The following is a 24,872-nucleotide window of genomic DNA, read 5'->3' on the forward strand; positions in this document are numbered from 1 at the left end:
GACGCGCAACTATGACCCAAGCCCCACGTGTCAGGAGTAAGCCCATGATTCGCGCAATTGTCACCCTGATGCTGTGTTTGGGCATTGCCTTTCCGGCGTTTGCCCGATGCACCGGGACGGATTTGCGCAATCACCTGACCCCATCCGCCCAGAAACGGCTGGAACAGGAGATTCGTGACACTCCCTTTGCCTATGGCAACCACTGGGTCGCCACCAAGGGCAGCAAGCGCATTCACGTGGTCGGCACCCAGCACAACGGGGACAGCCGGATGCGCAAGGTGATGCGCAAACTGCGCCCGGTGATCCGGTCGGCGGATGCGGTCCTGCTTGAAGTGACAGAGGCCGAACTGAGCAGGCTGGACGAGGTGCTGCGGAAAAACCCCTCGATCCTGCTGATCCCGCGCGGCCCCGGCCTGCCCGAGATGATGTCGGCCGAGGACTGGAGCATGCTGCAACTGCGCATGGGTTTCGAGGGTGTTGACAGTGATCTGCTGGCCCGGCTGCAGCCCTGGTATATCTCGATGGCCCTGTCGCGCTCGGGCTGCGGCGGACGCGGAATCGCCGCCTATGCGGGCCTTGATGAGCGGATCGAGCGGATCGCGATTCGTCACCGGGTGCCGGTGGGTTCGCTGGAGCGCGTCGGCGACGGCATGCGCTCACTCTCGCGGCAACCGATCCGCGATCAGTTGGCCCTGCTGGAGCTGGATATCAAAAGCGGCCTCAACTTTGACGACCAGATTGTCACGCTCAGCAACGCCTATTTCGAGGAAAGCCTGGCCGAGGCGATGCTGATCCAGAAATGGACACTGTATCGCGACATCGACATCCCCCGGCGCGAGGTGGCGCGCCTGCTGGAACAGTATGACCGCCAGATTCTCGACCGCCGCAACCGTGCCTGGATCCCGGTGATCCTCGGGACCAAGGGAAACACCATTGTTGTCGCGGTTGGCGCCGCACATCTTCCGGGCCGTGTCGGTGTTCTGAACCTGCTCCGGCAACAGGGCTTTACCCTATCCCGCGCAGCATTCTGACGCCCCCGTTGGTGGTCTGGCAGGCCAAGGGTCGCACCCCTGCGGCTGCCGGGTGACAACCGGCAAGACCCACCCTATAAGGCGCCAAAATTTCCCCGAACGCAGGACAGCGACATGACCATCCAAGTTTTTGGCCACAAATCCCCCGATACCGATTCCACCGGCTCGCCCATCCTGTGGGCCTGGTACCTGAACGAGGTACAGGGCGTCGACGCCACCCCGGTGCTGCTGGGGGAACCCAACACCGAGGCCGCCTTCATGCTGCAGCGCTGGGGGCTGGAGAAGCCGGCGATCATCGCGGATGTGGAGGACGACGCACCTGTCGTGATCGTGGACACCAACAACCCGGCCGAACTGCCCACCAACATCAACAACGCCGATATCCGCACCATCATCGACCATCACAAGCTGGTCGGCGGGCTGGAAACCAAGGGCCCCATCGACATCACCGTGCGCCCGCTGGCCTGCACGGCCACCATCATGGTTGATCTGATGGACGACGATGCCGACAAGATGCCCGAGGCCATCAAGGGCGCCGCCCTGACCTGCATCCTGTCCGACACGCTGGAATTCCGCTCGCCCACCACCACCGATCATGACCGCGAAGTGGCCAAGAAGCTGGCCGCCGATCTTGGCCTCGATATCTCGGCCTATGCTGCCGACATGTTCGCGGCAAAATCGGACGTTTCGTCCTTCTCGGATGCCGAACTGATCCGCATGGACAGCAAGGAATATGAGGTCGACGGCACCAAGTTCCGCGTCAGCGTTCTGGAAACCACCGCGCCGGGCGTGGTGCTGGACCGCAAGGCCAGCCTGACCGGCTCGATGACCGAGGTCGCCCAGGAGGATGGCGTCGATCAGGTGCTGCTGTTCGTCGTGGACATCCTGAACGAAGAGGCCACCCTGCTGGTGCCCAACGATCTGGTCAAAGGCGTCGCCGAAAAGAGCTTTGGTGCCTCGGTCGACGGCGACGCCGTGGTTCTGCCCGGCATCATGAGCCGCAAGAAACAGATCATCCCGAACCTCAAGGTGTAAACCGCACCAATCCCAGATCAGGCCCCGCTGCACCGCAAGCGGGGCCTTTTTTATTCCCAGGTTTGGCGGGTTCATCCCCCATGGCCTCGCCCGCCGGGATCGGGCATAACCAACACAACCAAGCAACCCGAAGGCCCCCATGACCCAGATCATCACTGCCCTTTCCGAGGTCTCCGACCGCTACAAGGCCCTGTTCGTCGACCTGTGGGGATGCGTCCACAACGGCATCACCGCCTACCCCGAGGCTGTCGCCGCCCTGCAATCCTACCGCGCACAGGGCGGGATCGTGGTTCTGGTCACCAACTCGCCCAAACCCCGTGCAGGCGTCGGAGAACAACTGACACAGTTCAACGTGCCAACGGATGCCTATGACACCATCGCCACCAGCGGCGACTCCGCCCGCTCGGCAATGTTTCTGGGGGCCGTGGGCGAAAAGGTCTATTTCATGGGCGAATGGCAGCGCGATGCGGAGTTTTTCGAACCGCTCAAGCTGCTGGAACACCCGATCCATATCGAGCGCGTGCCGCTGGATCAGGCCGAGGGGATCGTGTGCTGCGGCCCCTTCGACCCGCATGCGGACCCGGACGTGAACCGGCCGGATTTCCTGCTGGCCAAGCAAAATGGCCTGAAACTGCTCTGTGCCAATCCGGATATCGTGGTGGATCGCGGCGAGGTGCGGGAATGGTGCGCGGGCGCCCTCGCGCGGCTCTACACCGAGATGGGGGGCGAGAGCCTCTACTTCGGCAAACCGCACCCGCCGATCTACGATCTAGCCCGCCGCAGGCTGATGGCGCTTGGCACCGATGTGCCGGATTCCGAGATCCTTGTGATCGGGGACGGCCCACATACCGACATCGCCGGTGGGATCGGCGAAGGCCTCGATTCCCTGTTCATCACCGGCGGACTGGCCGCATCGGAAACCAAAACATCATACCAGCCGGATCCGGATGCGCTAAGCCGCTATCTTGAAATGGAAAAAATGGATCCGACCTATTCGATTGGCCGTTTGCGCTAGCGGAATTGGGGCTTGATTTTCTGCGACTGCGAAGTAATAAAGTTGCCAACTTGAGGCTGGACATGATGGAATGTTACCCAGCCGATGCTGAAAGAGGGCGACATGTTGGACAATCTTCCGCGCGGAACGATCTGTATCGAAGACATCGAGATGGGCATGACCCGGCACCTGCGCAAAGTGGTGACGGATGAGGACATCGAGATGTTCGCCCAGATCTCGACCGACCGGAACCCGGTGCATCTGGACGACGACTACGCCCGCGACACGATTTTTCAGGGCCGCATCGCCCACGGGATGCTGACCGCCGGCCTGATCTCGGCGGTGATCGGCGAGCAGCTTCCGGGCCACGGCACGGTCTATATGGGCCAGTCGCTGAAATTTCTCGCGCCAGTGCGGCCGGGCGACATGGTCTATGCCGAGGTCAAGGTGGTCGATATCGACATATCCAAACGCCGCGTGAAGCTCGATTGCCACTGCGCGGTCGATGGCAAGAAGGTCCTGGTGGGCGAGGCCATGGTGCTGGCGCCGTCGCGCAAATTCGACTGAGCGCATATCCTTTTCCAACGAACTTATGGGCGCCCGACCGGCGCCCATTTTTTGTTCGTTCCGCGTCCTGACCGGAATTTCCTGCCTCGCGGTCAGGCGATCGGGGATCTCTTGCCTTTGGGTTGATATGCATCAAGGGGTGTCGGGTGGTTTGCGTCCATTTTCTCTACGGTAAATAGCTGGAACGCATGTGTGACCGACAATGGCAGCAACAAACAAAACCGAACTGCTTGAGGTTAGCGAAAAGGAATTCGCGAAGCTGGAGAGACTGATTGCCGCGATCACGAACGAGCAGGCCATTCAGCAAGATGAGGATGCAACATCGATCAAGGATGTAGTCGCCCATCGGGCGCACTGGATCGGTCTCTTTCTGGGGTGGTATTCGGACGGGCAGGCCGGGAAACCCGTCTATTTCCCGGCAAAAGGGTACAAGTGGAATGACCTGAAGCGATACAATTCCGAACTCCGATTGCAACAAAAGGACATGGGCTGGGATGCGGCTGTCAGTGCGTTGCAGGACGGAAACGCCAAGCTCATGCAGTTTATCCAATCCCACTCGAACAGCGGATTATATGATGGCCCGATGCAAGGTGCGAACAACAACTGGACCACGGGACGTTGGGCAGAGGCCGCAGGACCGAGCCACTTCAGATCTGCCGCGAAATACATACGGGCACGCCTTCGGTCGATGTGATTTGTCCAGGGTGTAGACAACTGATGACCGCATTGAAGCACCACCCGACCATGGGCGCGCGCGCAAGTTCCCTGTTTGTTGCATCATTCTGAGCCCGTCGTGAAAGCTGGCAACCACAATCAAGCGCTTGAACATGCCCCCCACTGCCATTACCCAAGCGCTCATGCGGATCATTAGGGACCATCAGTTTGTTGAGCCAGAAGATCGCGGCGCCAGCGTCGCGATTGGCAATTTTGACGGTGTGCATGTCGGTCACCAGTCGGTGATCGACCTGGCCCGTCAGGCTGCGCCTGAGGCGCCGCTGGGCATCATGACGTTTGAGCCGCACCCGCGCGAGTTTTTTGCCCCCGACGCCCCTCCGTTCCGGCTGATGCGCGGCAGCACCCGCGCCCACCGGCTTGAGAAGCTGGGGGTCAAGCGTCTCTATGAACTGAACTTCAACGCCTCCCTCGCAGGCCTGACGCCCGAAGAATTCGCCAGAGGCGTGATCTGCGACGGGCTAGGGCTGGCCCATGTGGTCGTAGGTGCCGATTTCTGTTTCGGCAGGGGCCGCAGTGGGAACGCACAGGACATGCTCCGGTTCGGGCAGGACATGGGCTTTGGCGTAACAGTTGCACCGCTGCTGGAACGATCGGAAAACGTGGTCTCCTCCACCGCAATCCGCACCGCGCTGACCGAGGGCCGCCCCCGGGATGCCGCCACCATGCTGGGCCACTGGCACCGGATCGAAGGCGAGGTGATCGGGGGTGAGCAGCGGGGGCGCGACTTGGGCTATCCCACTGCCAACATGTCCATCGACGGGCTGCACCCGCCGAGATTCGGCGTCTACGCTGTGCTAGTCGACGTGCTGGACGGCCCACATCAGGGCAGCTACCGCGGCGCTGCCTCGGTCGGCACCCGGCCAATGTTCCATGGCGAACAGCCGAATATTGAAACCTTCCTGCTCGATTTCTCGGGCGACCTTTACGGCACCACCCTGTCGGTCGGCCTGATCGACTACCTGCGCCCCGAGATGACGTTCGACGGGCTCGACGCGCTTGTCGCCCAGATGGATGCCGATTGCGCCAAGGCGCGAGACATACTGGCCGCGCTATGAAAGACCCGATCGACCGCTCGGGCCTGCGCCCGCAGTTTTGGAAGCGTCTGCCGCTGGACAAGCTGACCAAAAAGGAGTGGGAGGCACTCTGCGATGGTTGCGGCAAATGCTGCCTCAACAAACTGGAAGACGAGGATAGCGGCGAAGTCGCCCTGACCCGAGTGGCCTGCCGCTTGCTCGACGACGAAACCTGCCGCTGCACGCAATATCCGATCCGGCACCAGTTCGTGCCGGAATGCATCGTCCTGAAACCCTCGAACCTCGACACCCATGCTTACTGGATGCCGCAGACCTGCGCCTATCGGCTGCTGTGGGAGGGCAAACCCCTTTACGACTGGCACCCGTTGATATCTGGTACGCCGGACAGCGTGCACAAGGCCGGGGTGTCGGTGCGCGGCTGGACCGTCTCGGAATTCGAGACACCCGAGGACGAGTGGGAAGATCATATCATCGAGGAGCCGACCTGATGTTCTTTGCATCCGACAATTCCGGACCGGTCCATCCGGAGGTGCTGCAGGCGCTGGCCGAGGCCAATCAGGGCTATGCGATGGCTTATGGCGCCGATACGTTGATGAACGAGGTCCGCGACCGCATCCGCGCCGTGTTCGAGGCACCCGGCGCGGCGGTTTATCTGGTGGCGACCGGGACGGCGGCGAACTCGCTGGCTTTGGCCACCCTGTCCGAACCATGGCAGACCGTGTTCTGTTCGCCCGTCTCCCACATCCACGAAGACGAATGCAACGCGCCGGAGTTTTATAGCGGCGCCAAGCTGACTCTTGTGCCAGGCGGCGACAAGATGACCCCCGAGGCCCTGCGCGGCTCAATCACAGCGGAAGAAACACGTGGCGTGCACGGCCCGCAACGCGGGCCGGTGTCGATTACGCAGGTGACCGAACGCGGCTCGGTCTATTCGCTGGCCGAGTTGCAGGCGCTTTGCAGCGTGGCCAAGGAGTATGGCCTGCCCGTCCACCTGGACGGCGCGCGCTTTGTCAATGCGCTGGTGGCGCTGAACTGCTCGCCCGCCGAGATGACGTGGAAAGCCGGGGTAGATGCCGTCAGCTTTGGCGGCACCAAGAACGGCCTCATGGGAGTCGAGGCGGTGATTTTCTTCGATGAATCCAAGGCCTGGGAATTCGAACTGCGCCGCAAGCGTGGGGCGCATCTGTTTTCCAAACACCGCTATCTCTCGGCCCAGATGGCGGCCTATCTGCGCGACGATCTGTGGTTGAAGTCGGCACGTCAGGCCAACGCGAACTGCGCCCGCCTCGCCGATGGCCTGCGCGCGGCCGGGGCGTCCTTCCTGCACGAACCGCAGGCCAATATCGTCTTCGCCAGCTTCCCCCGCAACACCCACAAGCGCCTGCACGAGGCCGGAGCGGTCTATCACCTCTGGGGCGATACGCTGGAGGGCGCGGATGAGGCCGAGGCTCTGGCCTGCCGCCTTGTCTGCGACTGGTCCATCAGCACCGATCAGATCGACCGGTTCCTGTCGCTCCTGCAATCAGGCAAAAGATAACCATCCGACGCAAAGGCGTTTGCAAACGCCTTGAAGCGGTTTCGAAACCGCTTAAGCCGCTTGCAAGCGGCTTCCCCGCCCCGGCCTAACCGCCCGCCCAAAAGGCGCGGATCTGCGCGGCTGCCTCACCCGGGTGCGAGATTGGCAGCATATGCCCGGCTCCGTCGACCACGGCGCTTGCTGCATCCGGCAGGCGCCGCGCCAGCCCCTCGTTGATCGCAGCCATCACGTGATGCGTCAGCGACCCCCTGAGCAACAGGACCGGCATCGAGGCCCGGTCCAGAACGCCCGGTTGCAGCAGCCCGACCCGATCCGCAAACAACGCCTGATCGACGGCCGGCACGACGTGAATGCCGCGGATCATCGCGGCCCGTGTGCTCTCGGGCAGGTCGGGCCAGCGCGGGCTGCCCTCGGTGCTCCACATCCGGTTGAACAACCGCGCGGCCAGTGCCTCATCGCCTGCGGACAGGGCCTCCATATAGGGTTGCGCGTCCTGCCCATGCCGCTCGATCAGCTCCGGCGCGTCCTGCACCGCAACCGCAAAGAACACCGGCTCGATCAGCACGACACTGCGCATCAATTCAGGACGTTCCACCGCCAATCGCAGCGCCACTGCTGCGCCGAAGGAATGACCGATCAGATCCATGGACCCGGTCAGTTGCGCCAAAGCAATCTCGGTGATCCGGTCGTAGAAATCGCCCTGCCGATCCCAGTCCGGACTGCGCCCGTGCGACAGCATATCGGGCGCGGTGAACGTCGCCTCCTGCCCCAGCAGGCCAGCCAACCCTTTCCACGCCCCAGAATGCGCAATGGTGCAGTGAAGGGCGAGGACCCGGCGCGGGCCCTCCCCCAGTTCACGCACATGGACCGGTTGCGCCAGCCGGGGCAGGTCCTTCACCCCTTGAGCCCGGCCAGATGCGCGTCAAGGTCATCCAGCCGGTCCTGTCCCCAGAACCGCTGCCCGTCGGGCGTGATGTAGAAGGGCGCGCCAAAGACGCCCCGATCCACCCCCTCTTCCAGATTGGCGGCATAGGTCTCGGCGCCCACCAGCAGGCCACTATCGGCCAGCTTGGGATCGAACCCGGCGCCTTCAAGGCAGTCGCGGATCACCGCGTCCTCGGCGATGTCCTTGTCCTCGGCCCAACAGGCGCGCAGGATCGAGTGGCACAGCTTGCCCACGTCGCCGTTGCCATCCTGAGTGGCCGCGATGATGGCGTAAGACGACGGCGCCGCGTTGGTCGGCCAATGCGCGGGCTGTAGGTTGAACTCCATTCCCAGCTTTGCCGCCTGCCGCACCAACTCCTGCGCGCGGTACTCGATGCGCGAGATGTGACGGTCCTTGGGGGGCGTGCCCCCGGTGCGGCCGAACAGGGCGACGATATCCATCGGCTTGTACGCGATGCTCGCCCCGTGCTTGGCGGCGATCTCCTCCAACCGGGTGCCCGCAAGGTAGGAATAGGGCGAGAGTGTCGCAAAAAAGTAGTCAATATCGGCCATGTTCACTTTCTCCGCTGGGTTATCTTTGCGGGACGGTAAGCCCATGCTAAGCGGTGTCAACATCACGAATCTGTCACATACCGTTGCTGCCCGGGGACTTCTGACAATGCCATCACTCCACGAACCCAAGCTAATCGCTGGGAACGCAAACCTGCCGCTTGGCCAATCCATCGCGCGCCGCATGAGCTTGTATCGCGGTGTCGATCAGGGCCTTGTCGATGCGCGGGTCGAACGGTTCAACGATGGCGAGATCTTTGTCGAAGTGTTCGAGAATGTCCGGGGCGAGGACATGTTCATCATCCAGCCGACCTCGAACCCGGCCAATGATAACCTGATGGAATTGCTGATCATCGCCGACGCACTGCGCCGGTCTTCGGCGGCGCGGATCACCGCTGTCATCCCCTATTTTGGCTATGCCCGCCAGGACCGCCGCACCAAGGCGCGCACGCCGATCTCGGCCAAGCTGGTGGCCAACATGCTGACCGGCGCGGGGATCGAACGGGTGCTGACCATGGACCTGCACGCGGCCCAGATTCAGGGCTTTTTCGACATTCCCGTGGACAACCTCTACGCCTCGCCGATCTTTGCGCTGGATGTGAAGAACCAGTTCAAGGACCGGCTTGACGAGATCATGGTGGTGTCGCCCGACGTCGGCGGCGTAGCTCGCGCGCGTGAGCTGGCCAAGCGCATCAACGCGCCGCTGTCGATCGTGGACAAGCGCCGTGAAAAGGCGGGCGAAGTGGCCGAGATGACCGTGATCGGCGACGTGAAGGACAAGATTTGCCTGATCGTGGACGACATCTGCGACACAGCCGGGACCTTGTGCAAAGCAGCGCAGGTGCTGACCGACAACGGCGCGAAAGAGGTGCATTCCTACATCACGCACGGCGTCATGAGCGGCCCCGCCGTTGAGCGGGTGACCAATTCGGTGATGAAGTCGCTGGTTCTGACCGACACGATCCAGCCCACCAAGGAAATCCAGAAGGCATCGAATATTCGCACCGTGCCCACCGCCCCGATCTTCACCCAGGCGATCCTGAACATCTGGAACGGCACCAGCGTCTCGTCGCTGTTCGAGGACAAGACCCTGACCCCGATCTACGAATCGCTCTATCACATGGACTGAGGCAGGTTGCAGGCCGGGGAAAACTCGGCAACGGGCTGGTGTGTGTCGGGTTGATCGACGCGCCCACCACGATCTTTGGCCTGGCACCCTCAACCGGCTGCAAACATATCCTTGTACTGCTCGCGCAGGATGTTCTTTTGCACCTTGCCCATCGTGTTGCGGGGTAGTTCGTCCAACAGGATCAACTGCTGGGGATGCTTGAAGCGGGCCAGCGCCTCACGCACGGCCTCCATGATCGCACCCACGTCCAGAGACTGACCGGGCTCGGGTACGATCACACCCAGCACGGTCTCGCCGAAATCCGGATGCGGCACGCCGATCACCGCGCTTTCCAGCACGCCGGGCTGGTCGTCCAGCACCAGTTCGATCTCTTTGGGATAGATGTTGTAGCCGCCCGAGATGATCAGGTCCTTGTTGCGGCCGACGATATGGACATAGCCTTCTTCGTCGATGTGGCCCAGATCGCCAGTGATGAAGAAACCATCCGCGCGCAGCTCCGCGGCGGTTTTCTCAGGCATCTGCCAGTAGCCCTTGAACACGTTCGGACCGCGCACCTCAATCTGGCCGATCTCGCCTTGGGCCACTTCGGTGCCGTCTTCTGAGTTGGTGATCTTCAGCTCCACCCCCGGCAGCGGAAAGCCGACAGTGCCTGCGCGGCGCTCGCCGTCATAGGGGTTCGAGGTGTTCATATTGGTCTCGGTCATGCCATAGCGTTCGAGGATGCGGTGGCCGGTGCGCTGCTCGAACTGCACATGAGTTTCCGCCAGCAGCGGTGCCGAACCAGAGATGAACAGGCGCATATGCGAGGCCAGGTCCCGGGTGAACCGGTCATCGCCCAGCAGCCTTGTGTAAAAGGTTGGCACCCCCATCATCGAAGTCGCCCGCGGCATATGCGCGATGATCTCGTCCAGATCGAATTTCGGCATGAAGACCATGCTGCCGCCCGTCAGAAGCATGATGTTTGTGGCCACGAACAGACCGTGAGTGTGAAAGATTGGCAGCGCGTGGAGCAACACATCCTGCGCCGTGAACCGCCATTCGGTCACTAGTGTCTCGGCATTTGACAGCAGATTGTTCTGGGTCAGCATGGCGCCTTTGGAGCGGCCTGTGGTGCCAGAGGTGTATAGAAAGGCGGCAAGGTCCTCGCCGTCACGCTCGACGGTGGCAAAAGACGCGGGCATCGCCTGAGCCTGATCCGTCAGGCTGCCCGATCCGTCGGCGTTCAGCGTTTCGATGCGGGCGCCCAGACCCTCAGCAATTGATGCCAGTGCGCCTTCGCTCTTCCCGTCGCAGACGATCAAGGACGCGCCGCTGTTTTCGATGAAATAGGACAGCTCATCGACCGTATAGGCGGTGTTGAGCGGCAGGAACACCAGACCGGCCTGCACGCAGGCAGCATAAAGCGCCAGCGCCTCGGGCGATTTCTGCACTTGTGCGGCAACCCGGTCGCCGGGTTTCAATCCGACCTGCGACATGACATGGGCAAGCTGGGCCGCCATGGCGAGAAAGTCCTGGTGAGACACAACCTGACCGCCGGGGAGATAGAGAAAAGGCGTGGATTTTCCGGCATGGACGCCGAACAGGCGGTCGTAGAGAGGGTTCGCCATGGGATCACCTTTCCTGCGCGGATCAACGACCGGCCACCCGTCAGGCACTATGGCTCTGGCCGTCGCCGGAGCCTTGCTGGTCATCCTCGAACTTGTGATGGTTTTGCGCGATCCCAGCCCGGTCGTAAAGGCCGTTGACGATCATCTTGTGGGAACGCGCCCGCTATCGTCTCATGTGCCGGTCGATCTCGACGGGTATCTTGATCCGCTGGATCTTGCCTGACGGGCCTTTCGGCAACTCATCCAGCAGAAACACCTGATCGGGCGATTTGAACTTGCCCAAACGCTTCTCGCATATTGCAATCAGATCCGAAGGTGTGACCGAAGACCCGCTGCGCAGCCTGACCGCGGCCTCAACCCGTTCACCATAACTCGTGCAGGGACGACCAAAAGCGGCGGCCTCGATGACGTCGGGATGCGAATAAAGCGCTTCGTCGATCTCGCGCGGCGCGATGTTCTCACCGCCTTTGATGATCAGCTCTTTCAGGCGGCCTGTGATAAAGACATACCCGTCCTCGTCCTGCCGCCCCAGATCCCCGGTGCGCAGCCAACCGTCCGGGGTGAAGCTATCGGCAGTGGCCTCGGGGTTCTTGAGGTATTCCAGCATCACATTGGGGCCGCGAATCACGAGTTCGCCCTCCTGCCCCGGAGGTAGCTGCCTGAAATCGCTGTCGAAAATCGCCACCTCGTTGCCGACCCCGATCCCCGGCGAGCCGATCTTGCGTGTGCCGGGCGGCAGCGGGTTCGACAGGATCTGGGCGGCGGTTTCGGTCAGGCCCATGGTCTCGACAATGGGAATGCCGAAGCGGGTCTCGAACGCGCGCTGCACCTCGGGCGCCAGCGCGGACGAGGCCGAGCGGCCAAAGCGCAAGCGGGCGATGCAGTCAGGATCGGGATCGCTTTCGGAGTGCAGCAGGTGAGAGATGATGGTCGGGACCACCGAGAACCATGTCACCTCGCTCTGAGCTGCCTGCGCCCAGAAATTGCTGGCCGAAAAGCGCGAGACCAGTGCCAGAGAGCCGCCCGAAACCAGCGCCCCCATGACCGTCACGCACAAGCCGTTGATGTGGTAGATCGGCAGCACGCACAGGCCCCGATCCTCGGGCGTCAGCGCGTGGGCAATGGCCGTGGTCCAGCCGCCCGCAAGCAGGCTGGACTGGGTGTGCACGACCCCCTTGGGCCGCCCCGTCGTGCCCGACGTGTACATCAGCAGCGCGTGACTTTGCGGGGTCACCTCATGCAGAGGCACATCCGGGGACGGGTCGCAATCCGGGCTCAGCGCGGTGATGTGCGCGGGATCGGTCGTTCGGGAAAACAACTCTTCCTGCTCCGGACCGACGAAAGCAAAGCGCGCCTCACTGTGAGAAAGCGCGTAGGAGATCGCCTCGTCGCCTGCCACAAGATTGATCATCGTGGCCCGGAACCCGCCATAGAGAACGCCGAACAGGCATTCGAAGGACGGGCGGCCATTGGGCATCATGATGGCAATGCTTTCCCCGGCAGCGATCCCTTGCGACGTGAGCGTCGCAGCAATCTCACGGGCCCTGCTTCGCAGCGAGTCCCAGCTCAGTGGGGATGCGCCTTCGGGAAAGACAAAGCCGGTCCCGCCCGCATCCGCGCGCGCATCCAGCCACTCGCGAACGGTGCCCTCAGGCGGATGATCGCGATGCAGCTTCATTGACCAGCCTCGGCCCAGTAACCCGCGAAGATATCCTCGACGGTCGGCTCGACCGGGTCGATGGGGCGCACGATCTTAGTGGTCTGGACGAAATGCCGCCAGTTGAGGTTGGTGTCGATCGAGTTGCCGCCCCAACTGCCGCACCCCATCGACAGGGAAAACGGCATGCCGTTGTTGAAACCGCCGCCAGTTGCGAAGGTATGCGCCTGATTGACGATGACCCGGCAGGTGGGCATGTCGCGGCCCAGCCCGACCGCGCGGGCATCGTCGCCCGTGTGGATGCCGATGGAGTGGCCCGCACCCTGATAGGCGAGGATGCGGGCGGCCACTGCCTTGGCCTCATCGAAATCCGCTGCCCGGTAGAGCGCCAGAACCCGGCTGAGCTTTTCCCCTGACAGAGGATGATCCGGGCCGATACTGCTGGTTTCCACCGCGAGGAATTTGGTGTCGGCGGGCACCTTGCCGGTCATGTCCAGCGCCGCCAGCATCTTGTCGGCATCCTGCGCGATGACCGAGCGGTTCAGGTGCCCGTCGGGCCACAATTTGGCAACGATCCCAGCGCTGTCGGCCTCAGGCACCAATGTGCCGCCTTCCGCCGCCAGTGCGGCGACAAAGGCGTCATAGACTGCGCCGACCACCACCACCGCGTTCTCGGACGAACAGGAGGTGGCGTTGTCGAAGCATTTCGAGGCAGTGATCTTGGCCGCCGCCGCTGCCAGATCGGCGGTTTCGTCGACGATGACGGTGACATTGCCTGCACCCACCGCCACGGCGGGTGTACCGCAGGATTGTGCGCGGTGGACGTTGTTCTGGCTGCCGGTGCAGATCACCCGATCAACCGTCTCCATCAGCCGCTGGGTCTTCGCCTTCGATCCTGGCGCAGGCAGCATCTGGACCAGATCGCGGTCCAGCCCCAGCTTGTCGAACTCGGCATGGATGTAGGACAGCAACAACTCGCACGAGGCGACGCCCTTGGGCGATGGCGCCACCACAATGGCGTTACCCCCTTTGAGAGCGTTGATGATGTTGTTGGCGGGCGTGGCCGCCGGGTTGGTCGAGGGCACGACGGCGCCGATCACTCCGATGGGACGCGCAATCTCGGTGATGCCGGTCGCGGGGTCGTCGCTGATCACGCCATGGGTCTTCGCCCCGGCAATATCGCGCAGCAGGCCCAGCGTCTTGCGGTGGTTCTTGGTGATCTTGTCGGGCACATTGCCCAGGCCTGTGGTCTGCACCGCGATTTCAGCCAGCGCCCGATTGCGTTCCGGTTCCATGATGGCCCAACCCGCCGCCAGCGCCGCCTTGTCATACAGCGCCTGACTGCCACCGGCTTCATAAGCCCTTTGAGCAGCCCTTGCCCGCACCACGATCTGATCCACCTCGGCGATCTCCGTCGCAATCTCGTCCTGAGCGTTCATCCTGTGTCCTCGATCGGTTGTCCGGGGCGGAACCCGCCCCGGTGGGGTTTCAATTCAGAGACCGGCCAGCAGTTCCTTGAGCGTCTGCTCGCGCGCGGCCCACATCTCGATCACCTCGTCGCGGGTCATCACATGCATGGGCGAGCCACCGGCTTGCATCTTCTTGGCCACACGGTCGTTCTTGAACATCTCGGGCACCGTGGCGGCCAGCTTGTCGATCACCTCTTGCGGAGTGCCTTTGGGCACCATGACGCCCCGGAAATTGACCGATGAGTTGTCCACGTCCAGCCCCTGCTCCATCATCGTGGGTACGTCGGGCAGAAACTCGGAGCGTTCCAGATCGGCGACGCCCAGGATCTTGACGTTCCCGGCCTCCTGCGCGCGGAAGGCATCCGAAAGGTTGTTGATACCGCCCATGACCTCACCCGCAATGACAGCCTTCATCGCTGCGGCCCCGCCGCCCTTGGTCGGGATATAAGCCATCTTAACGCCCGCTGCCTTTTCGATCTGCAACGCGGCGATGTGGTGGCCGACGAACAGCCCCGCACCCGAGAAGGTCAGCTTGCCCGGGTTCTCCTTGGCATGGGCGACCACATCTTCCATCGAGTTGAACTGGCTGTCGGTGGCCACGACGAATACCGCCGGGTCGGCCCCCCAGTTGGCGATGGGTTCGAAGCTGTCCGCCGAATACTCCACCCCGCCCTTGATCGACTGGGCGATGAAATGCGGGACGTTATAGGCGGCCAGGGTATAGCCGTCGGGATCGGCCTGCGTTGCAAACCAGTTCCAACCGACGCGGCCACCCGCGCCTGGCTTGTTGATGATGGCGATGGGCATGCCCAGCGCGTCCTCGTTCCCGGCGGTCATAGTCACGATACGGGCCTGGAAATCGGTCGCCCCGCCCGCGCCGTAGGACACCATCATCATGATGGGCCGCTCGGGATAGTCCTGCGCCATGGCGCCTCCGGTCAGGCTCATGAGGGCTAAGGCCGCCCCTGCGATCAGTCGTTTCATTTTGCGTTTCCTCCCTTTGATATCGACCGCACCCCCGTGCGGTCAGAACAGAATTTCCCGTGGCGTGTAGACGTTCAGCAACAGGGCAAAGAGCCCATACATCACGGCCACGAAAACTCCGGTGATGATCCCGCGCCTGATCCAGGTCCAGACCTCGGAATGCGGCGCCGGATCGTAGAGCGAGAGCAGGATGAAAAAGGCGGCGGCGGTTGCCGTGTAGAAGCCCAGGGCCTTCGCCGCCCAGAAGACATAGATCAGAGCCACGAGCAGGCCCGGGGTCAGATTGATGATCATCGAGCGCGAGACGCCGGCACCCACCTTGCTGAGCCCCAGAACCGCCTTACCAAAGGTCCAGGCGGCCAGCACCACAAAGACGGTGGCGATCAGGCGCGGGAACAGAAAGGCCTCGGCCGGTTGTTGCGTATAGCTGATCCAGGCGACCCAGCAGCCGACGGCAAAAACGATACCGGACGGGACGATATGTTGCGCGCGGTTCATGCCATAGCCTCCTCTTTGGTGGTGTGGCGGCGGGCGCGAAGCTCCATCCATACGGAGTAAGCGATCGAGGCCAATACCACGGCGATAAGAAACATGTTCAGCCCGCCGGTCAGGAAATAGGAGGCCTTGCCGACGGTTGCGTCCGCGATCATTCCGCCCTGAATGAAGTTCGCCTCGGCAATCGGTCCAAGGATCAGGCCCAGCACCAGCGGTGCCGCGGAAAAGCCGAAGCGTTCAAGGAAGAACATGCCGATACCGAGGCAGGCCATCACATAAACATCGCCCATCGAGCTTTGCACCGAATAGGCCCCGAACACCGACAGCGCCAGTACGATGGCCGCCATCACCGATTGCGGCACCTGCGCCACGCGGGCGGCAAGCCCGGCCACGTAGAGGCCGAAGAGGCACATCAGCACCTGCCCGATCAACATCGAGTTGATGAAGGTCCAGGCCACGTCCGGGTGGTTGTCGAACAGGTCCGAGCCAGGGAAAATCCCATGGATCAGCAGCCCGCCCAACAGCACGGCAGCGGTGGGGCTGCCGGGGATCGACAGGGTCAGCAGCGGCACCAGCGACGGGCCGACCATGGCGTTGTTGGCGGATTCCGCGGCGATCACGCCCTCGGAGTGACCTTTGCCGAACTTGTCCTTGTCGGCGCTGAATTTCTTGGTCTGGTCATAAGCCACCAGCCCCGCGATCTGTCCGCCGACGCCGGGGATCAGCCCGATGATCGACCCGGTGAGGGTACCGATGCTCAGCGCCCGGGGGCGGCGGAACAACTCGCGCATGGCGGCGAGGATCGAGTGTTTCTGCACCTCGATCACCTCTGCCCCGGCGGTGCGGCGGCCCTTGGCGAACATGGTCAGCACCTGCGGGATGGCGAACAGGCCGATCAGCGCGGCGATGATATTGATGCCGCCGCCGAGCGCGGGGTGAAAGATGAACCGCTGCGCGCCCATAATGTCGTCGAACCCGATAGTGGCCAGCCACAGCCCGATACAGCCTGACAAGAGCCCCTTGACCACCGAGGCCGAGTCCAGCGAACCGATCACCGTCACCCCCAGAATGGCCAGCCAGAACAGGTGTGACGGCCCGAATGCCAGCGCCCATTGCGCCAGAACCGGGGTTAGAAAGATCAGCAGCAACACGCCAAAGATGCCGCCCACCGCCGAGGCGAGAAACGACAGCTGTAGCGCCTTGGCCCCCTGCCCTTGCTTGGCCATGGTATGCCCGTCGAGCGTGGTGGCGATATTGGCCGGCGCGCCGGGGATCTTAAGCAGGATGGCACTGACCGCCCCGCCCGCAACGGTCGAGGTATAGGCCGCGCCCAGCAGGATCAGACCCTGCACCGCTTCAAGCTGGAAGGTGAACGGGATGAGCAGTGCCACCGCCATCGTGGGCGACAGGCCCGGCGTCGCCCCCAGGATCAGCCCTCCGATCGTGCCGCCCAGAAGCAGCAGGAACGACAGGGGCGAGAACACGTCGCCGAAGTAATAGATGAACTCCATCCCGGGGCCTCCCCACCCGTTTGTCCGCGTCTTGGACTTTCGTTGACAATTCAGGGTAGGAGATGAAAATAGTATTGCAAATGTTTTCATAAAATTACCTGCGGGGCAAAAAATAATGGCTCGAAAACAAAAGCATAAGGTGGATATCATTGCCGTTGCACAGGCCGCAAAAGTGTCTGCGTCCACCGTCTCACGCACATTCAACCACCCGGAAATGGTCAATCCGGCGACTCGGAAGAAGATCGACCGGGCGGTGCGGCGGTTGGGATATATCCGCAATCGTGCGGCACAGACCATGCACGGGAAGCGTTCGGGCACCATCGGGCTGGTGGTACCGACCATCAACCACGCGATCTTTGCCGAGGTCATTCAGGCGTTCTCGGATTCCATCGACAAGGCGGGGTTCAGCCTGCTGATCGCCTCGCACGGATACGATCTGGACCGCGAATACGCGATGATCCGCAAGCTGCTGGAGCATCGTGTGGACGGCGCGGCGCTGATCGGGCTCGAGCATTCCGATGCCACTTTTCGCCTGATCCAGCAGCAAAAGATCCCGGCGCTGGCGATCTGGAACTATTCCGAGGACACCGATCTACCCTGCGTCGGCACCGACAACCGGCAGGCCGGGCGGATGGCGATGGAGCATCTGCTGGCGCTGGGTCATCGCGAGGTTGGGCTGATCTTTCCCGACACCTCGGGCAACGACCGGGCACGGCACCGGCTGGAAGGCGCGTTGGCGGCACTGAATGCGCGCGACATCACGGTGCCCGATCCATGGCGGTCCGAGGCGCCTTACAGCATTTCGCAAGCCAAACAGGTGACGCTGGACCTGCTGGCGATGTCAGAACGCCCGACCGCGCTGCTCTGCGGCAACGACGTGATCGCGCATGGGGCGCTCTATGCCGCCCAGTCCCTTGGGCTACGGGTGCCGGACGAGATTTCGATCATGGGGATCGGGGACTTCAAGGGCTCGGTCGATCTGGAACCTGGACTGACAACGATCCGCATTCCCGCCGAGACCATCGGCACCCTCGCCGGAGAGCGGTTCACCGATTACATCACCTCGGACGAGCCCGAGCTGTTCCAGATTTGTTGCGAGTTGAACTGCATCCTACGAGGCACGACCGGGGCGATTTCCTAGGCCACTGCCTCTGGGTCCAGAACCGTCTCGATGGCTTCCTCGACCCAGGCTTTCCAACTGGTCACGAACGCGCTGGCAAGGCGGGACAGCGGACGTTGATGCGGCGTCAGGATGGCATAGCCGAAATCGACGCTGGGGGTCAGCGGGCGGAAAACGATCTTGGGATCGGTGGGATTGCTCTGACGGTAGCTCACCGCGCTCAGCACATCGACGACTGCGCAGATCTGGCCCGCCTCGATGAAATGGAACAGCGGCAGGAAATACTGCGAGTCGATGCGGATGTTGAACCTTGCGCCCACCGCCGCAAAGGCACTGTGCGTGTCGCGATAGGTCGAATGCTCGGGCTGGAGCGCCCCCATGGGCACGCCGTCCAGATCGCGGGCATTCACCACCTCCTTCTGGGCCAGAGGATGCCCGCGCGGCAAGGCGCACAGGCAGGTACAGGGGATGCTCTCGCCCAGAAACAGCTTGTCGTCATGCACGCCCGCGCCGATATCGCAGAACCCGACATCAAAGCTCTGCGCCGCGATCAGGTTGCGCACCTGCGGCGAGCTGCGGGTGGCCAGCGAGACCTGCGTTTCGGGCTTGTCGGCGATGAACCGGCTGATGAAGGACGGCAGCAGTACCGAGGACGGCCCCGGCATCGCCACGATCCGCAGCGACCCCTTGAGCCGGTCGCGCATGCTGGTCAGGTTCTGCTTGGCGGTGGTGAGCTTGTCCAGCACCTCGGACACCTCGGACAGCAGGTAATGCGCCTCGGGCGCGGGAATCATCCGCCGCCCGTCCCGCAGGAACAGGTCCATGCCCAGATCGGCCTCAAGCGCCTTGAGCGAAGCACTGACCGCGGGCTGCGTTCGGTGCAGATTGCGCGCCGCCTGACTTACGGAACCGGTTTTCATGACCTCCCGAAATACGGCAAGCTGTTGCAGGTTCATGATTTCTCCGGCTCCATAAGCATAATCTATGGATACCATAGAATTTGGAGTTTGTATTTATTGATTTAGATTTACACCATAGGTGGGTCCGAATTCACCGCGCGTAACCGCACAAGACGGGCGCGCCTCAAACAGGGAACGACAATGGGTATTTTCAGCAAACTGACCGGCGCGGCCTTGGCCTGCACCATGATGACCGGCGTGGCAGCGGCGCAGGAGATGAGCTTTTTCCGGATCGGCACCGGCGGCGCGGGCGGCACGTATTTCCCGATCGGCGGCATCATCGCCAACGCCATCTCGAACCCGCCGGGCTCGCGCGCCTGCGAAGAGGGCGGCAATTGTGGCGTTCCGGGTCTGGTCGCCATCGCGCAATCGACCAACGCGTCGGCGCATAACGTTAACGCAATTCAGGCAGGCCAGATGGAGGCCGGTCTGTCCGGCGCCGCAACCCTGCACTTCGCCTATCACGGCGTCGGCAAATATGAAGGCAACGCCAAGCCCGACCTGCGGGTGATCGCCAACCTCTTCCCCGAGGATCTGCATCTGGTGCTGCCGAAGGATGCCGCGCTGGACGGTCTGGCGGACCTGAAGGGCAAGCGCGTCGGTATCGCGCAGGCCGGTTCCGGCACGCAGATCGCGGTCGAGCTGATCCTCGGCGACCACGAGGTCAACCGGGACAACATCGACGAGGCTGAACTGAACAACGCGCAATCCGCCGAGCGGATCGCGGACGGGCAGCTCGACGCCTATTTCTACGCCGCCGGCACCCCGGTCGCCGCGATGATCCAACTCGACAACACCAAGGGGATGGAGCTTTACTCTTTCACCGATGAAGAGGTGAAACAGGCCAACACGACCGTGCCTTACTACATCCCGTCGACCATTCCGGCAGGCACCTATCCGGGCGTTGACTATGACGTGAACACCGTCGCGGTGTCCGGCATCCTGGTGACCAACGCCAACATGGACGAAGAGCTGATCTATCAGGTCACCAAGGCGATGTGGTCCGACACCGCGCGGAAGCTGCTGGATAACGGCCATCCCAAGGGCAAGGTGATCACGCTCGAAACGGCGTTGGACGGGATCGATGGCATCGGTGTGCCGCTGCACCCGGGCGCCGAGCGTTTCTACCGTGAGGCCGGGGTACTGAAGTAAGACCCCCAGCACCTGCGGCAGCGGCGGGATACCCCCGCTGCCGCTTTTTTGACCCGGCGGTGACCCCTTTGGACCTTTGAGGCCAAAGGCAGCGGCACCGCTCGGACACCAGGACTACCGGAGGATCCGGCCATGCCCATGCAATCCCATCTCGACAACAAGGCACTCGAAGAGCTTGAAAAGCAGTATGACTCGGCTCTGAACACCCGGGACAACGGGCCGGTTCTGACCCGGGTGATCTACTGGGCCACGATCTGCTTTGCGCTCTATCACCTGTGGACCGCCGGGTTCGGAACGCCGGTGGACCATGTGCATATGGGCATCCATCTGGCAGGCCTCTTTCTGTTCATCTTCGTGGGCTTTCCGTTGATCAAGACGGCACGCAGCCTGGAATGGCGCGGGCCGAACGCACTGGCGCCGGGTAATGTGCCGCTTTACGACTGGGCACTGGCCGGGCTGGCCATCGCCGCCTCGCTGTTCCTGTGGCTCAGCTGGCGCGGCTTTTCCGGCCTTGGCTTCGATCTGCCGGAACAGGCACTGCGGCAGGGCAACCCGTCGGGGCTGGATGTGTTCTTTGGCTCGGTCCTGATCCTCACTGTGCTTGAGATTGCCCGCCGCACCATCGGTTTCGTGCTGCCACTGATCATTCTGGTGTTCATGAGCTATGCGCTGTTCGGCCCTTACATGCCCGCGCAGATCCTGAAACACCCGGGCGTCGACTGGCGGCAATTCGTCAACAACATGTATTTCCCGTCCGAGGGCATCTTTGGCGTCACGCTCTGGGTGGTCTCGACCGTGGTGTTCCACTTCGTCCTGTTTGGCGTGGTGGCGCAGCGCATGGGGCTGGGGCAGTTCTTTGTCGACAACGCCATGATCCTTGCAGGCCGCTATACTGGCGGTCCGGCCAAGGTGTCGGTGGTCTCCTCGGCATTCTTCGGCACCATCTCGGGCTCGTCCATCGCCAACACCGTCTCGACCGGTTCGCTGACCATCCCGAACATGAAACGGCTGGGCTATCCCGGACATTTCGCGGGCGGGGTCGAGGCTGCGGCCAGTGCCGGTGGCCAGATCACCCCGCCAATCATGGGTGCGGCCTCCTTCCTGATGGCCGAATATCTCGAGGTGCCCTATACCACCATCGTGATCGCTGCCATCGTGCCCGCGATGATGCACTATATCGGCGTGATCTCGATCGTACATTTCACCGCCAAGAAACTGGGCCTGACCGCCTATCCCAAGGATCAACTGCCCCTGTTCATGCAGGTCTGGCGCGAAGGCTGGTTCACCATCATCCCACTGGTCGCCCTACTGGTGGTGCTGTTCTCGGGATATTCGCCGAACATGGCGGCCTTTATGGGCCTGTCGCTCTGCGTCGTCGTGGGCTTCTGCGCCTTCAACAAACCCGCCTCGCTGGTGGTTCCATTGGCCCTGCTCGGGTTCATCTTCTGGAAGGCATCGCCCTATAGCGGCGAGGGCTTCTCGCCGGTCATGGCAGGTATCCTCAGCGCGCTGACGATCCTCGGCTGCCTGCACCGCAATGAACGCCAAAGCTTCCGCGACCTGTTCGACAGCTTCCATGTCGGCGTGCAATACGCGCTGGCCGTGGGTGCGGCCTCGGCGGCGGTCGGCATCGTGGTGGGTGTCATCAACACCACCGGCGTCGGCTTCCGGCTGGGCTTCATGGTCACCGGCGGCGCGGCGGATATGGCCGCCAGCTTGGCGCCGCTGTTCGACTGGACCGGGATCGAGGGCTTTTCGCAACCCTCCATCCAGCAGTTCCTGTCGCTGGTGCTGATCGCCATGGCCTGTATCCTGATGGGTGCGGGCCTGCCGACCACCGCGCTCTATATCATGCTGGTGGCCGTCGCGACCCCGGCGCTGAGCCAGCTTGGCGTGCCGCCGCTCGCCACCCACATGTTCGTACTCTATTACGGCGTGATCTCCGAGATTACCCCACCGGTCTGCGCCTCGGCCTATGCAGCGGCAGGCATCGCAGGGTCGAACCCGTTCCGCACCGGGCTCAACGCGTTCACGCTGGGTCTGGGCAAGCTGATGGTGCCAATGGTGTTCGTCTATGCGCCGACGATGCTGATCGTGCTGCCCGAGTACTTCACGATCACCAGCTTCGTCCAAGTCACCGCGACCTGCGCGCTGGGGGTCTTTGCCATCGCCACTGCCGTCTCGGGCTATTTCCTGGCGCCGCTCGGCGGGCTGTGGCGGATCCTGATGGCTATCGGCGGCCTGCTTCTGGTCGCGCCCTCGACCGGCTCGGACCTGACCGCGCTGGCAGTGATGGCGCCGGTTCTGATCCAGCAGTTCGGGCAGCAACGCAAACTGCAGGCCGCGGAATGAGCGACACGGCCCCTCCGGATGTGACGGTTCTGGGCGCCGGGATCGTTGGCATCTGCTCGGCCCTGTCGCTGGCCGAGCGGGGCCTCAGGGTCCGCCTGATCGACCGCGACGCGCCTGGTCAAGCGACCTCCTACGGCAATGCGGGCATCATCTCGCCCTGGTCGGTGGTGCCGCAGTCCATGCCGGGCCTGTGGAAGAAGGTGCCCGGCTGGCTTCTGGACCCGCTGGGGCCGGTGACGATCAAGCCCAGCTATCTGCCACGCGTAGCCTTCTGGGGCCTGCGGTTCCTCTATCAGGGGCGCGCGGGTCGGGTGGGCCAGATCTCGGATGCTATGGACCTGCTGAACCGGGATTGCGTCGATCTCTACCGGCAGCATCTGGACGGGACGGGACATGAGGATCTGGTGCGTGACAGCTACTATGTGCATGCCTTCCGCAACGCCGATGCCGCCGATCCGGAGGCCATCGACTACCGGATGCGGCGCGAGCGTGGGGCGGATATGGAGCGGATCGGCGCCGCCGAGTTGCGCGCGCTGGAACCGGCACTGACACCCGAGTTTCAGGCCGCAATCCTGATCAAGGAACAGGCGCGGGCCATCTCGCCGGGACGGATCGGCACCGTGCTTGCCGAGAAGTTTCTGGCTATGGGCGGCGAAATTCTACGTCAGTCGGTCCGGGGCATCCTGCCGGCCGAAAGCGGCGGCTGGACCTACACGACCGAGGCGGGAACGGACTGGACGCCCAAGCTGGTGCTGGCGATGGGTGTGTGGTCGGCCGAGCTGCTGAAACCGCTTGGCATCAAGGTGCCGATGCAGGCCGAGCGCGGCTATCACGTATCGTTCCGCGATCCGGGGGTGGAGCTGAACCACTCGATCATGGACATGGACATGAAATTCGTCGCCTCCTCGATGGAGGAAGGCCTGCGCGTGGCCGGAACCGCCGAGTTCGCGGGGCTCGATCAACCGATCAACCAAAAGCGGTTGGACGGGCTGATCAAGCTGGCTAAGGCGCTGCTGCCCGATCTGCAAGCCGACGATATCCAGACCTGGTCCGGCCAGCGCCCCAGCCTGCCCGACAGCCTGCCCTGTATCGGCGAGATCGAGGGCTTTCCGGACCTGATCGGCGCCTTCGGACACAGCCATTACGGCCTGATGATGGCCCCAAAAACCGGTCGGATCGTCGCCGATCTGGTGGCCAACACCGCATCCAACATCGACCTGTCGCCGTTCCGCGTGCGGCGCTTCTGAGGGACAAGACCCATGACCATCCATCCCGGCGGGCAGAATATCTGTGGCATCTCGATCGGCGTGCTGTCGCTGGAAAGCTACTTTCCGAAACCGCCCGGCCATATCAAGAACCCCTCCAGCCTGCCCTTCACCGTGATGTACGAGATGCTCGACGGCATCACCGTGCCCGAACTGCTTGGCAATCCGACAGGCGAAATGAAGGGCTGCCTGATCGAGGCGGCCAAGCGGCTTGAGGCAAAAGGCGTGCACGCCATCACCGGATCCTGCGGGTTTCTGGCCCTGTTCCAGCGAGAGATTGCGCAGGCGGTCTCCGTGCCGGCCTTCGTGTCCTCGCTGATCCAGGTGCCGATGGTCTATCAGATGACCCGGGCACCGGTTGGCGTGCTCACTGCCTCTGCCGATGCGTTAACGGATGCACATCTCGAAGGGGTGGGCGCCGCTGGCGTCCCCATCGTTGTGCAGGGTCTGGACCACACCGAGGAGTTCGCCACGGTAATCCTGCGCAACGAACGCACGGCAATGGATCTGGAGAAGGTCGAGGCTGAGCTGATTGAAGCCGCGCAAGGCATGATGGCACGCGCGCCCGAGATTGGCGCCGTGGTGCTGGAATGCACAGACCTGCCGCCTTACGCGCACAAGCTGCAACAGGCGATCCGTCGTCCGGTATTTGATCTGACGACGCTCACGACGATGGTGCATGACGCCGCCATCCGCCGCGCCTATTCCGGGTTCATCTGACGCCGGGGCGCACCCTCCCCTAACT

24 protein-coding genes are annotated in these 24,872 nt (G+C 62.8%); 15 read left to right on the forward strand and 9 right to left on the reverse strand.

Annotated elements, in window-relative coordinates; translation table 11 throughout:
• Nucleotides 1-44: 44 nt before the first annotated feature.
• The 8 genes from GOX53_RS18580 (at nucleotide 45) to GOX53_RS18615 (ending at nucleotide 6,933) form a co-directional block, all read left to right on the forward strand.
• On the forward strand, nucleotides 45-1,031 hold the full coding sequence (locus GOX53_RS18580) for a TraB/GumN family protein (protein ID WP_171178947.1): 987 nt from the start codon (nucleotides 45-47) through the stop codon (nucleotides 1,029-1,031).
• A 114-nt stretch (nucleotides 1,032-1,145) separates the two neighbouring features.
• Complete coding sequence (locus GOX53_RS18585; RefSeq protein ID WP_171178949.1) at nucleotides 1,146-2,066, forward strand: manganese-dependent inorganic pyrophosphatase; 921 nt, start codon at nucleotides 1,146-1,148, stop codon at nucleotides 2,064-2,066.
• 139 nt (nucleotides 2,067-2,205) lie between these two features.
• Nucleotides 2,206-3,081 carry a TIGR01459 family HAD-type hydrolase gene (locus GOX53_RS18590; RefSeq protein ID WP_171178951.1) on the forward strand — a complete coding sequence of 292 codons (876 nt, stop codon included), beginning with the start codon at nucleotides 2,206-2,208 and terminating at the stop codon, nucleotides 3,079-3,081.
• A gap of 102 nt (nucleotides 3,082-3,183) precedes the next feature.
• A complete protein-coding gene (locus GOX53_RS18595; protein WP_171178953.1) occupies nucleotides 3,184-3,627 on the forward strand; it encodes a MaoC family dehydratase in 444 nt (147 codons plus the stop codon).
• Between the two features lie 202 nt (nucleotides 3,628-3,829).
• Entirely contained in the window at nucleotides 3,830-4,321 is a 492-nt protein-coding gene (locus tag GOX53_RS18600) for a ClbS/DfsB family four-helix bundle protein (protein WP_171178955.1), read from the forward strand.
• Nucleotides 4,322-4,484: 163 nt separating this feature from the next.
• Entirely contained in the window at nucleotides 4,485-5,417 is a 933-nt protein-coding gene (locus tag GOX53_RS18605; RefSeq protein WP_171179082.1) for a bifunctional riboflavin kinase/FAD synthetase, read from the forward strand.
• On the forward strand, nucleotides 5,414-5,884 hold the full coding sequence (locus GOX53_RS18610) for a YcgN family cysteine cluster protein (protein WP_171178957.1): 471 nt from the start codon (nucleotides 5,414-5,416) through the stop codon (nucleotides 5,882-5,884). The genes GOX53_RS18605 and GOX53_RS18610 overlap by 4 nt, the downstream gene beginning before the upstream one ends.
• A complete protein-coding gene (locus GOX53_RS18615; protein ID WP_171178958.1) occupies nucleotides 5,884-6,933 on the forward strand; it encodes a low specificity L-threonine aldolase in 1,050 nt (349 codons plus the stop codon). The genes GOX53_RS18610 and GOX53_RS18615 overlap by 1 nt, the downstream gene beginning before the upstream one ends.
• An 85-nt stretch (nucleotides 6,934-7,018) precedes the next feature.
• Here the strand turns inward: GOX53_RS18615 and GOX53_RS18620 are convergent, their stop codons facing one another.
• Nucleotides 7,019-7,831, reverse strand: a complete 813-nt coding sequence (locus tag GOX53_RS18620) for an alpha/beta fold hydrolase (RefSeq protein ID WP_371810357.1) — start codon at nucleotides 7,829-7,831, stop codon at nucleotides 7,019-7,021.
• Nucleotides 7,828-8,430, reverse strand: a complete 603-nt coding sequence (locus GOX53_RS18625) for a 2-hydroxychromene-2-carboxylate isomerase (protein WP_171178960.1) — start codon at nucleotides 8,428-8,430, stop codon at nucleotides 7,828-7,830. The genes GOX53_RS18620 and GOX53_RS18625 overlap by 4 nt, the downstream gene beginning before the upstream one ends.
• Nucleotides 8,431-8,536: 106 nt before the next feature.
• Between GOX53_RS18625 and GOX53_RS18630 the strand changes: the two genes are divergently transcribed.
• The gene (locus GOX53_RS18630; protein WP_171178962.1) at nucleotides 8,537-9,556 is read left to right on the forward strand and encodes a ribose-phosphate pyrophosphokinase; all 1,020 of its coding nucleotides are present in this window, start codon (nucleotides 8,537-8,539) and stop codon (nucleotides 9,554-9,556) included.
• An 89-nt stretch (nucleotides 9,557-9,645) separates the two neighbouring features.
• Here the strand turns inward: GOX53_RS18630 and GOX53_RS18635 are convergent, their stop codons facing one another.
• Complete coding sequence (locus GOX53_RS18635; RefSeq protein ID WP_171178964.1) at nucleotides 9,646-11,163, reverse strand: malonyl-CoA synthase; 1,518 nt, start codon at nucleotides 11,161-11,163, stop codon at nucleotides 9,646-9,648.
• On the opposite strand from GOX53_RS18635, the gene GOX53_RS18640 reads away from it, so the two are divergent.
• Complete coding sequence (locus tag GOX53_RS18640; RefSeq protein ID WP_171178966.1) at nucleotides 11,162-11,386, forward strand: hypothetical protein; 225 nt, start codon at nucleotides 11,162-11,164, stop codon at nucleotides 11,384-11,386. The genes GOX53_RS18635 and GOX53_RS18640 overlap by 2 nt on opposite strands.
• Here the strand turns inward: GOX53_RS18640 and GOX53_RS18645 are convergent.
• The 5 genes from GOX53_RS18645 to GOX53_RS18665 are packed head-to-tail and all read right to left on the reverse strand — an operon-like array spanning nucleotide 11,327 to nucleotide 17,279.
• The gene (locus GOX53_RS18645; RefSeq protein ID WP_171178968.1) at nucleotides 11,327-12,841 is read right to left on the reverse strand and encodes an AMP-binding protein; all 1,515 of its coding nucleotides are present in this window, start codon (nucleotides 12,839-12,841) and stop codon (nucleotides 11,327-11,329) included. The two genes, GOX53_RS18640 and GOX53_RS18645, sit on opposite strands and share 60 nt — an antisense overlap.
• Entirely contained in the window at nucleotides 12,838-14,259 is a 1,422-nt protein-coding gene (locus GOX53_RS18650) for an aldehyde dehydrogenase family protein (RefSeq protein ID WP_171178970.1), read from the reverse strand. Before GOX53_RS18650 ends, GOX53_RS18645 begins: the two co-directional genes overlap by 4 nt.
• A 54-nt stretch (nucleotides 14,260-14,313) precedes the next feature.
• Nucleotides 14,314-15,273, reverse strand: a complete 960-nt coding sequence (locus tag GOX53_RS18655; RefSeq protein ID WP_171178972.1) for a tripartite tricarboxylate transporter substrate binding protein — start codon at nucleotides 15,271-15,273, stop codon at nucleotides 14,314-14,316.
• A gap of 42 nt (nucleotides 15,274-15,315) precedes the next feature.
• Nucleotides 15,316-15,771: a tripartite tricarboxylate transporter TctB family protein gene (locus tag GOX53_RS18660; RefSeq protein ID WP_171178974.1), complete on the reverse strand. Its 456-nt coding sequence runs from the start codon at nucleotides 15,769-15,771 to the stop codon at nucleotides 15,316-15,318.
• The gene (locus GOX53_RS18665) at nucleotides 15,768-17,279 is read right to left on the reverse strand and encodes a tripartite tricarboxylate transporter permease (RefSeq protein ID WP_171178976.1); all 1,512 of its coding nucleotides are present in this window, start codon (nucleotides 17,277-17,279) and stop codon (nucleotides 15,768-15,770) included. Before GOX53_RS18665 ends, GOX53_RS18660 begins: the two co-directional genes overlap by 4 nt.
• A gap of 115 nt (nucleotides 17,280-17,394) precedes the next feature.
• On the opposite strand from GOX53_RS18665, the gene GOX53_RS18670 reads away from it, so the two are divergent.
• Nucleotides 17,395-18,420 carry a LacI family DNA-binding transcriptional regulator gene (locus GOX53_RS18670; RefSeq protein ID WP_171178978.1) on the forward strand — a complete coding sequence of 342 codons (1,026 nt, stop codon included), beginning with the start codon at nucleotides 17,395-17,397 and terminating at the stop codon, nucleotides 18,418-18,420.
• Here the strand turns inward: GOX53_RS18670 and GOX53_RS18675 are convergent.
• Nucleotides 18,417-19,355 (reverse strand): LysR family transcriptional regulator, encoded by a 939-nt coding sequence (locus GOX53_RS18675; RefSeq protein ID WP_171178979.1) that lies wholly within the window; start codon nucleotides 19,353-19,355, stop codon nucleotides 18,417-18,419. The genes GOX53_RS18670 and GOX53_RS18675 overlap by 4 nt on opposite strands.
• Before the next feature lie 144 nt (nucleotides 19,356-19,499).
• Between GOX53_RS18675 and GOX53_RS18680 the strand changes: the two genes are divergently transcribed.
• From GOX53_RS18680 to GOX53_RS18695, 4 genes are all read left to right on the forward strand, one after another.
• Nucleotides 19,500-20,510: a TAXI family TRAP transporter solute-binding subunit gene (locus GOX53_RS18680; RefSeq protein WP_171178981.1), complete on the forward strand. Its 1,011-nt coding sequence runs from the start codon at nucleotides 19,500-19,502 to the stop codon at nucleotides 20,508-20,510.
• 132 nt (nucleotides 20,511-20,642) lie between these two features.
• The gene (locus GOX53_RS18685; protein ID WP_171178983.1) at nucleotides 20,643-22,862 is read left to right on the forward strand and encodes a TRAP transporter permease; all 2,220 of its coding nucleotides are present in this window, start codon (nucleotides 20,643-20,645) and stop codon (nucleotides 22,860-22,862) included.
• Complete coding sequence (locus tag GOX53_RS18690) at nucleotides 22,859-24,109, forward strand: FAD-binding oxidoreductase (RefSeq protein ID WP_171178985.1); 1,251 nt, start codon at nucleotides 22,859-22,861, stop codon at nucleotides 24,107-24,109. The genes GOX53_RS18685 and GOX53_RS18690 overlap by 4 nt, the downstream gene beginning before the upstream one ends.
• Before the next feature lie 12 nt (nucleotides 24,110-24,121).
• Nucleotides 24,122-24,847, forward strand: coding sequence for an aspartate/glutamate racemase family protein (locus GOX53_RS18695; RefSeq protein WP_171178987.1), 726 nt, complete (start codon nucleotides 24,122-24,124; stop codon nucleotides 24,845-24,847).
• The last annotated feature ends 25 nt before the right edge of the window (nucleotides 24,848-24,872 follow it).

The organism is Ruegeria sp. HKCCD8929, assembly GCF_013031405.1.
GTDB lineage: Bacteria > Pseudomonadota > Alphaproteobacteria > Rhodobacterales > Rhodobacteraceae > Ruegeria.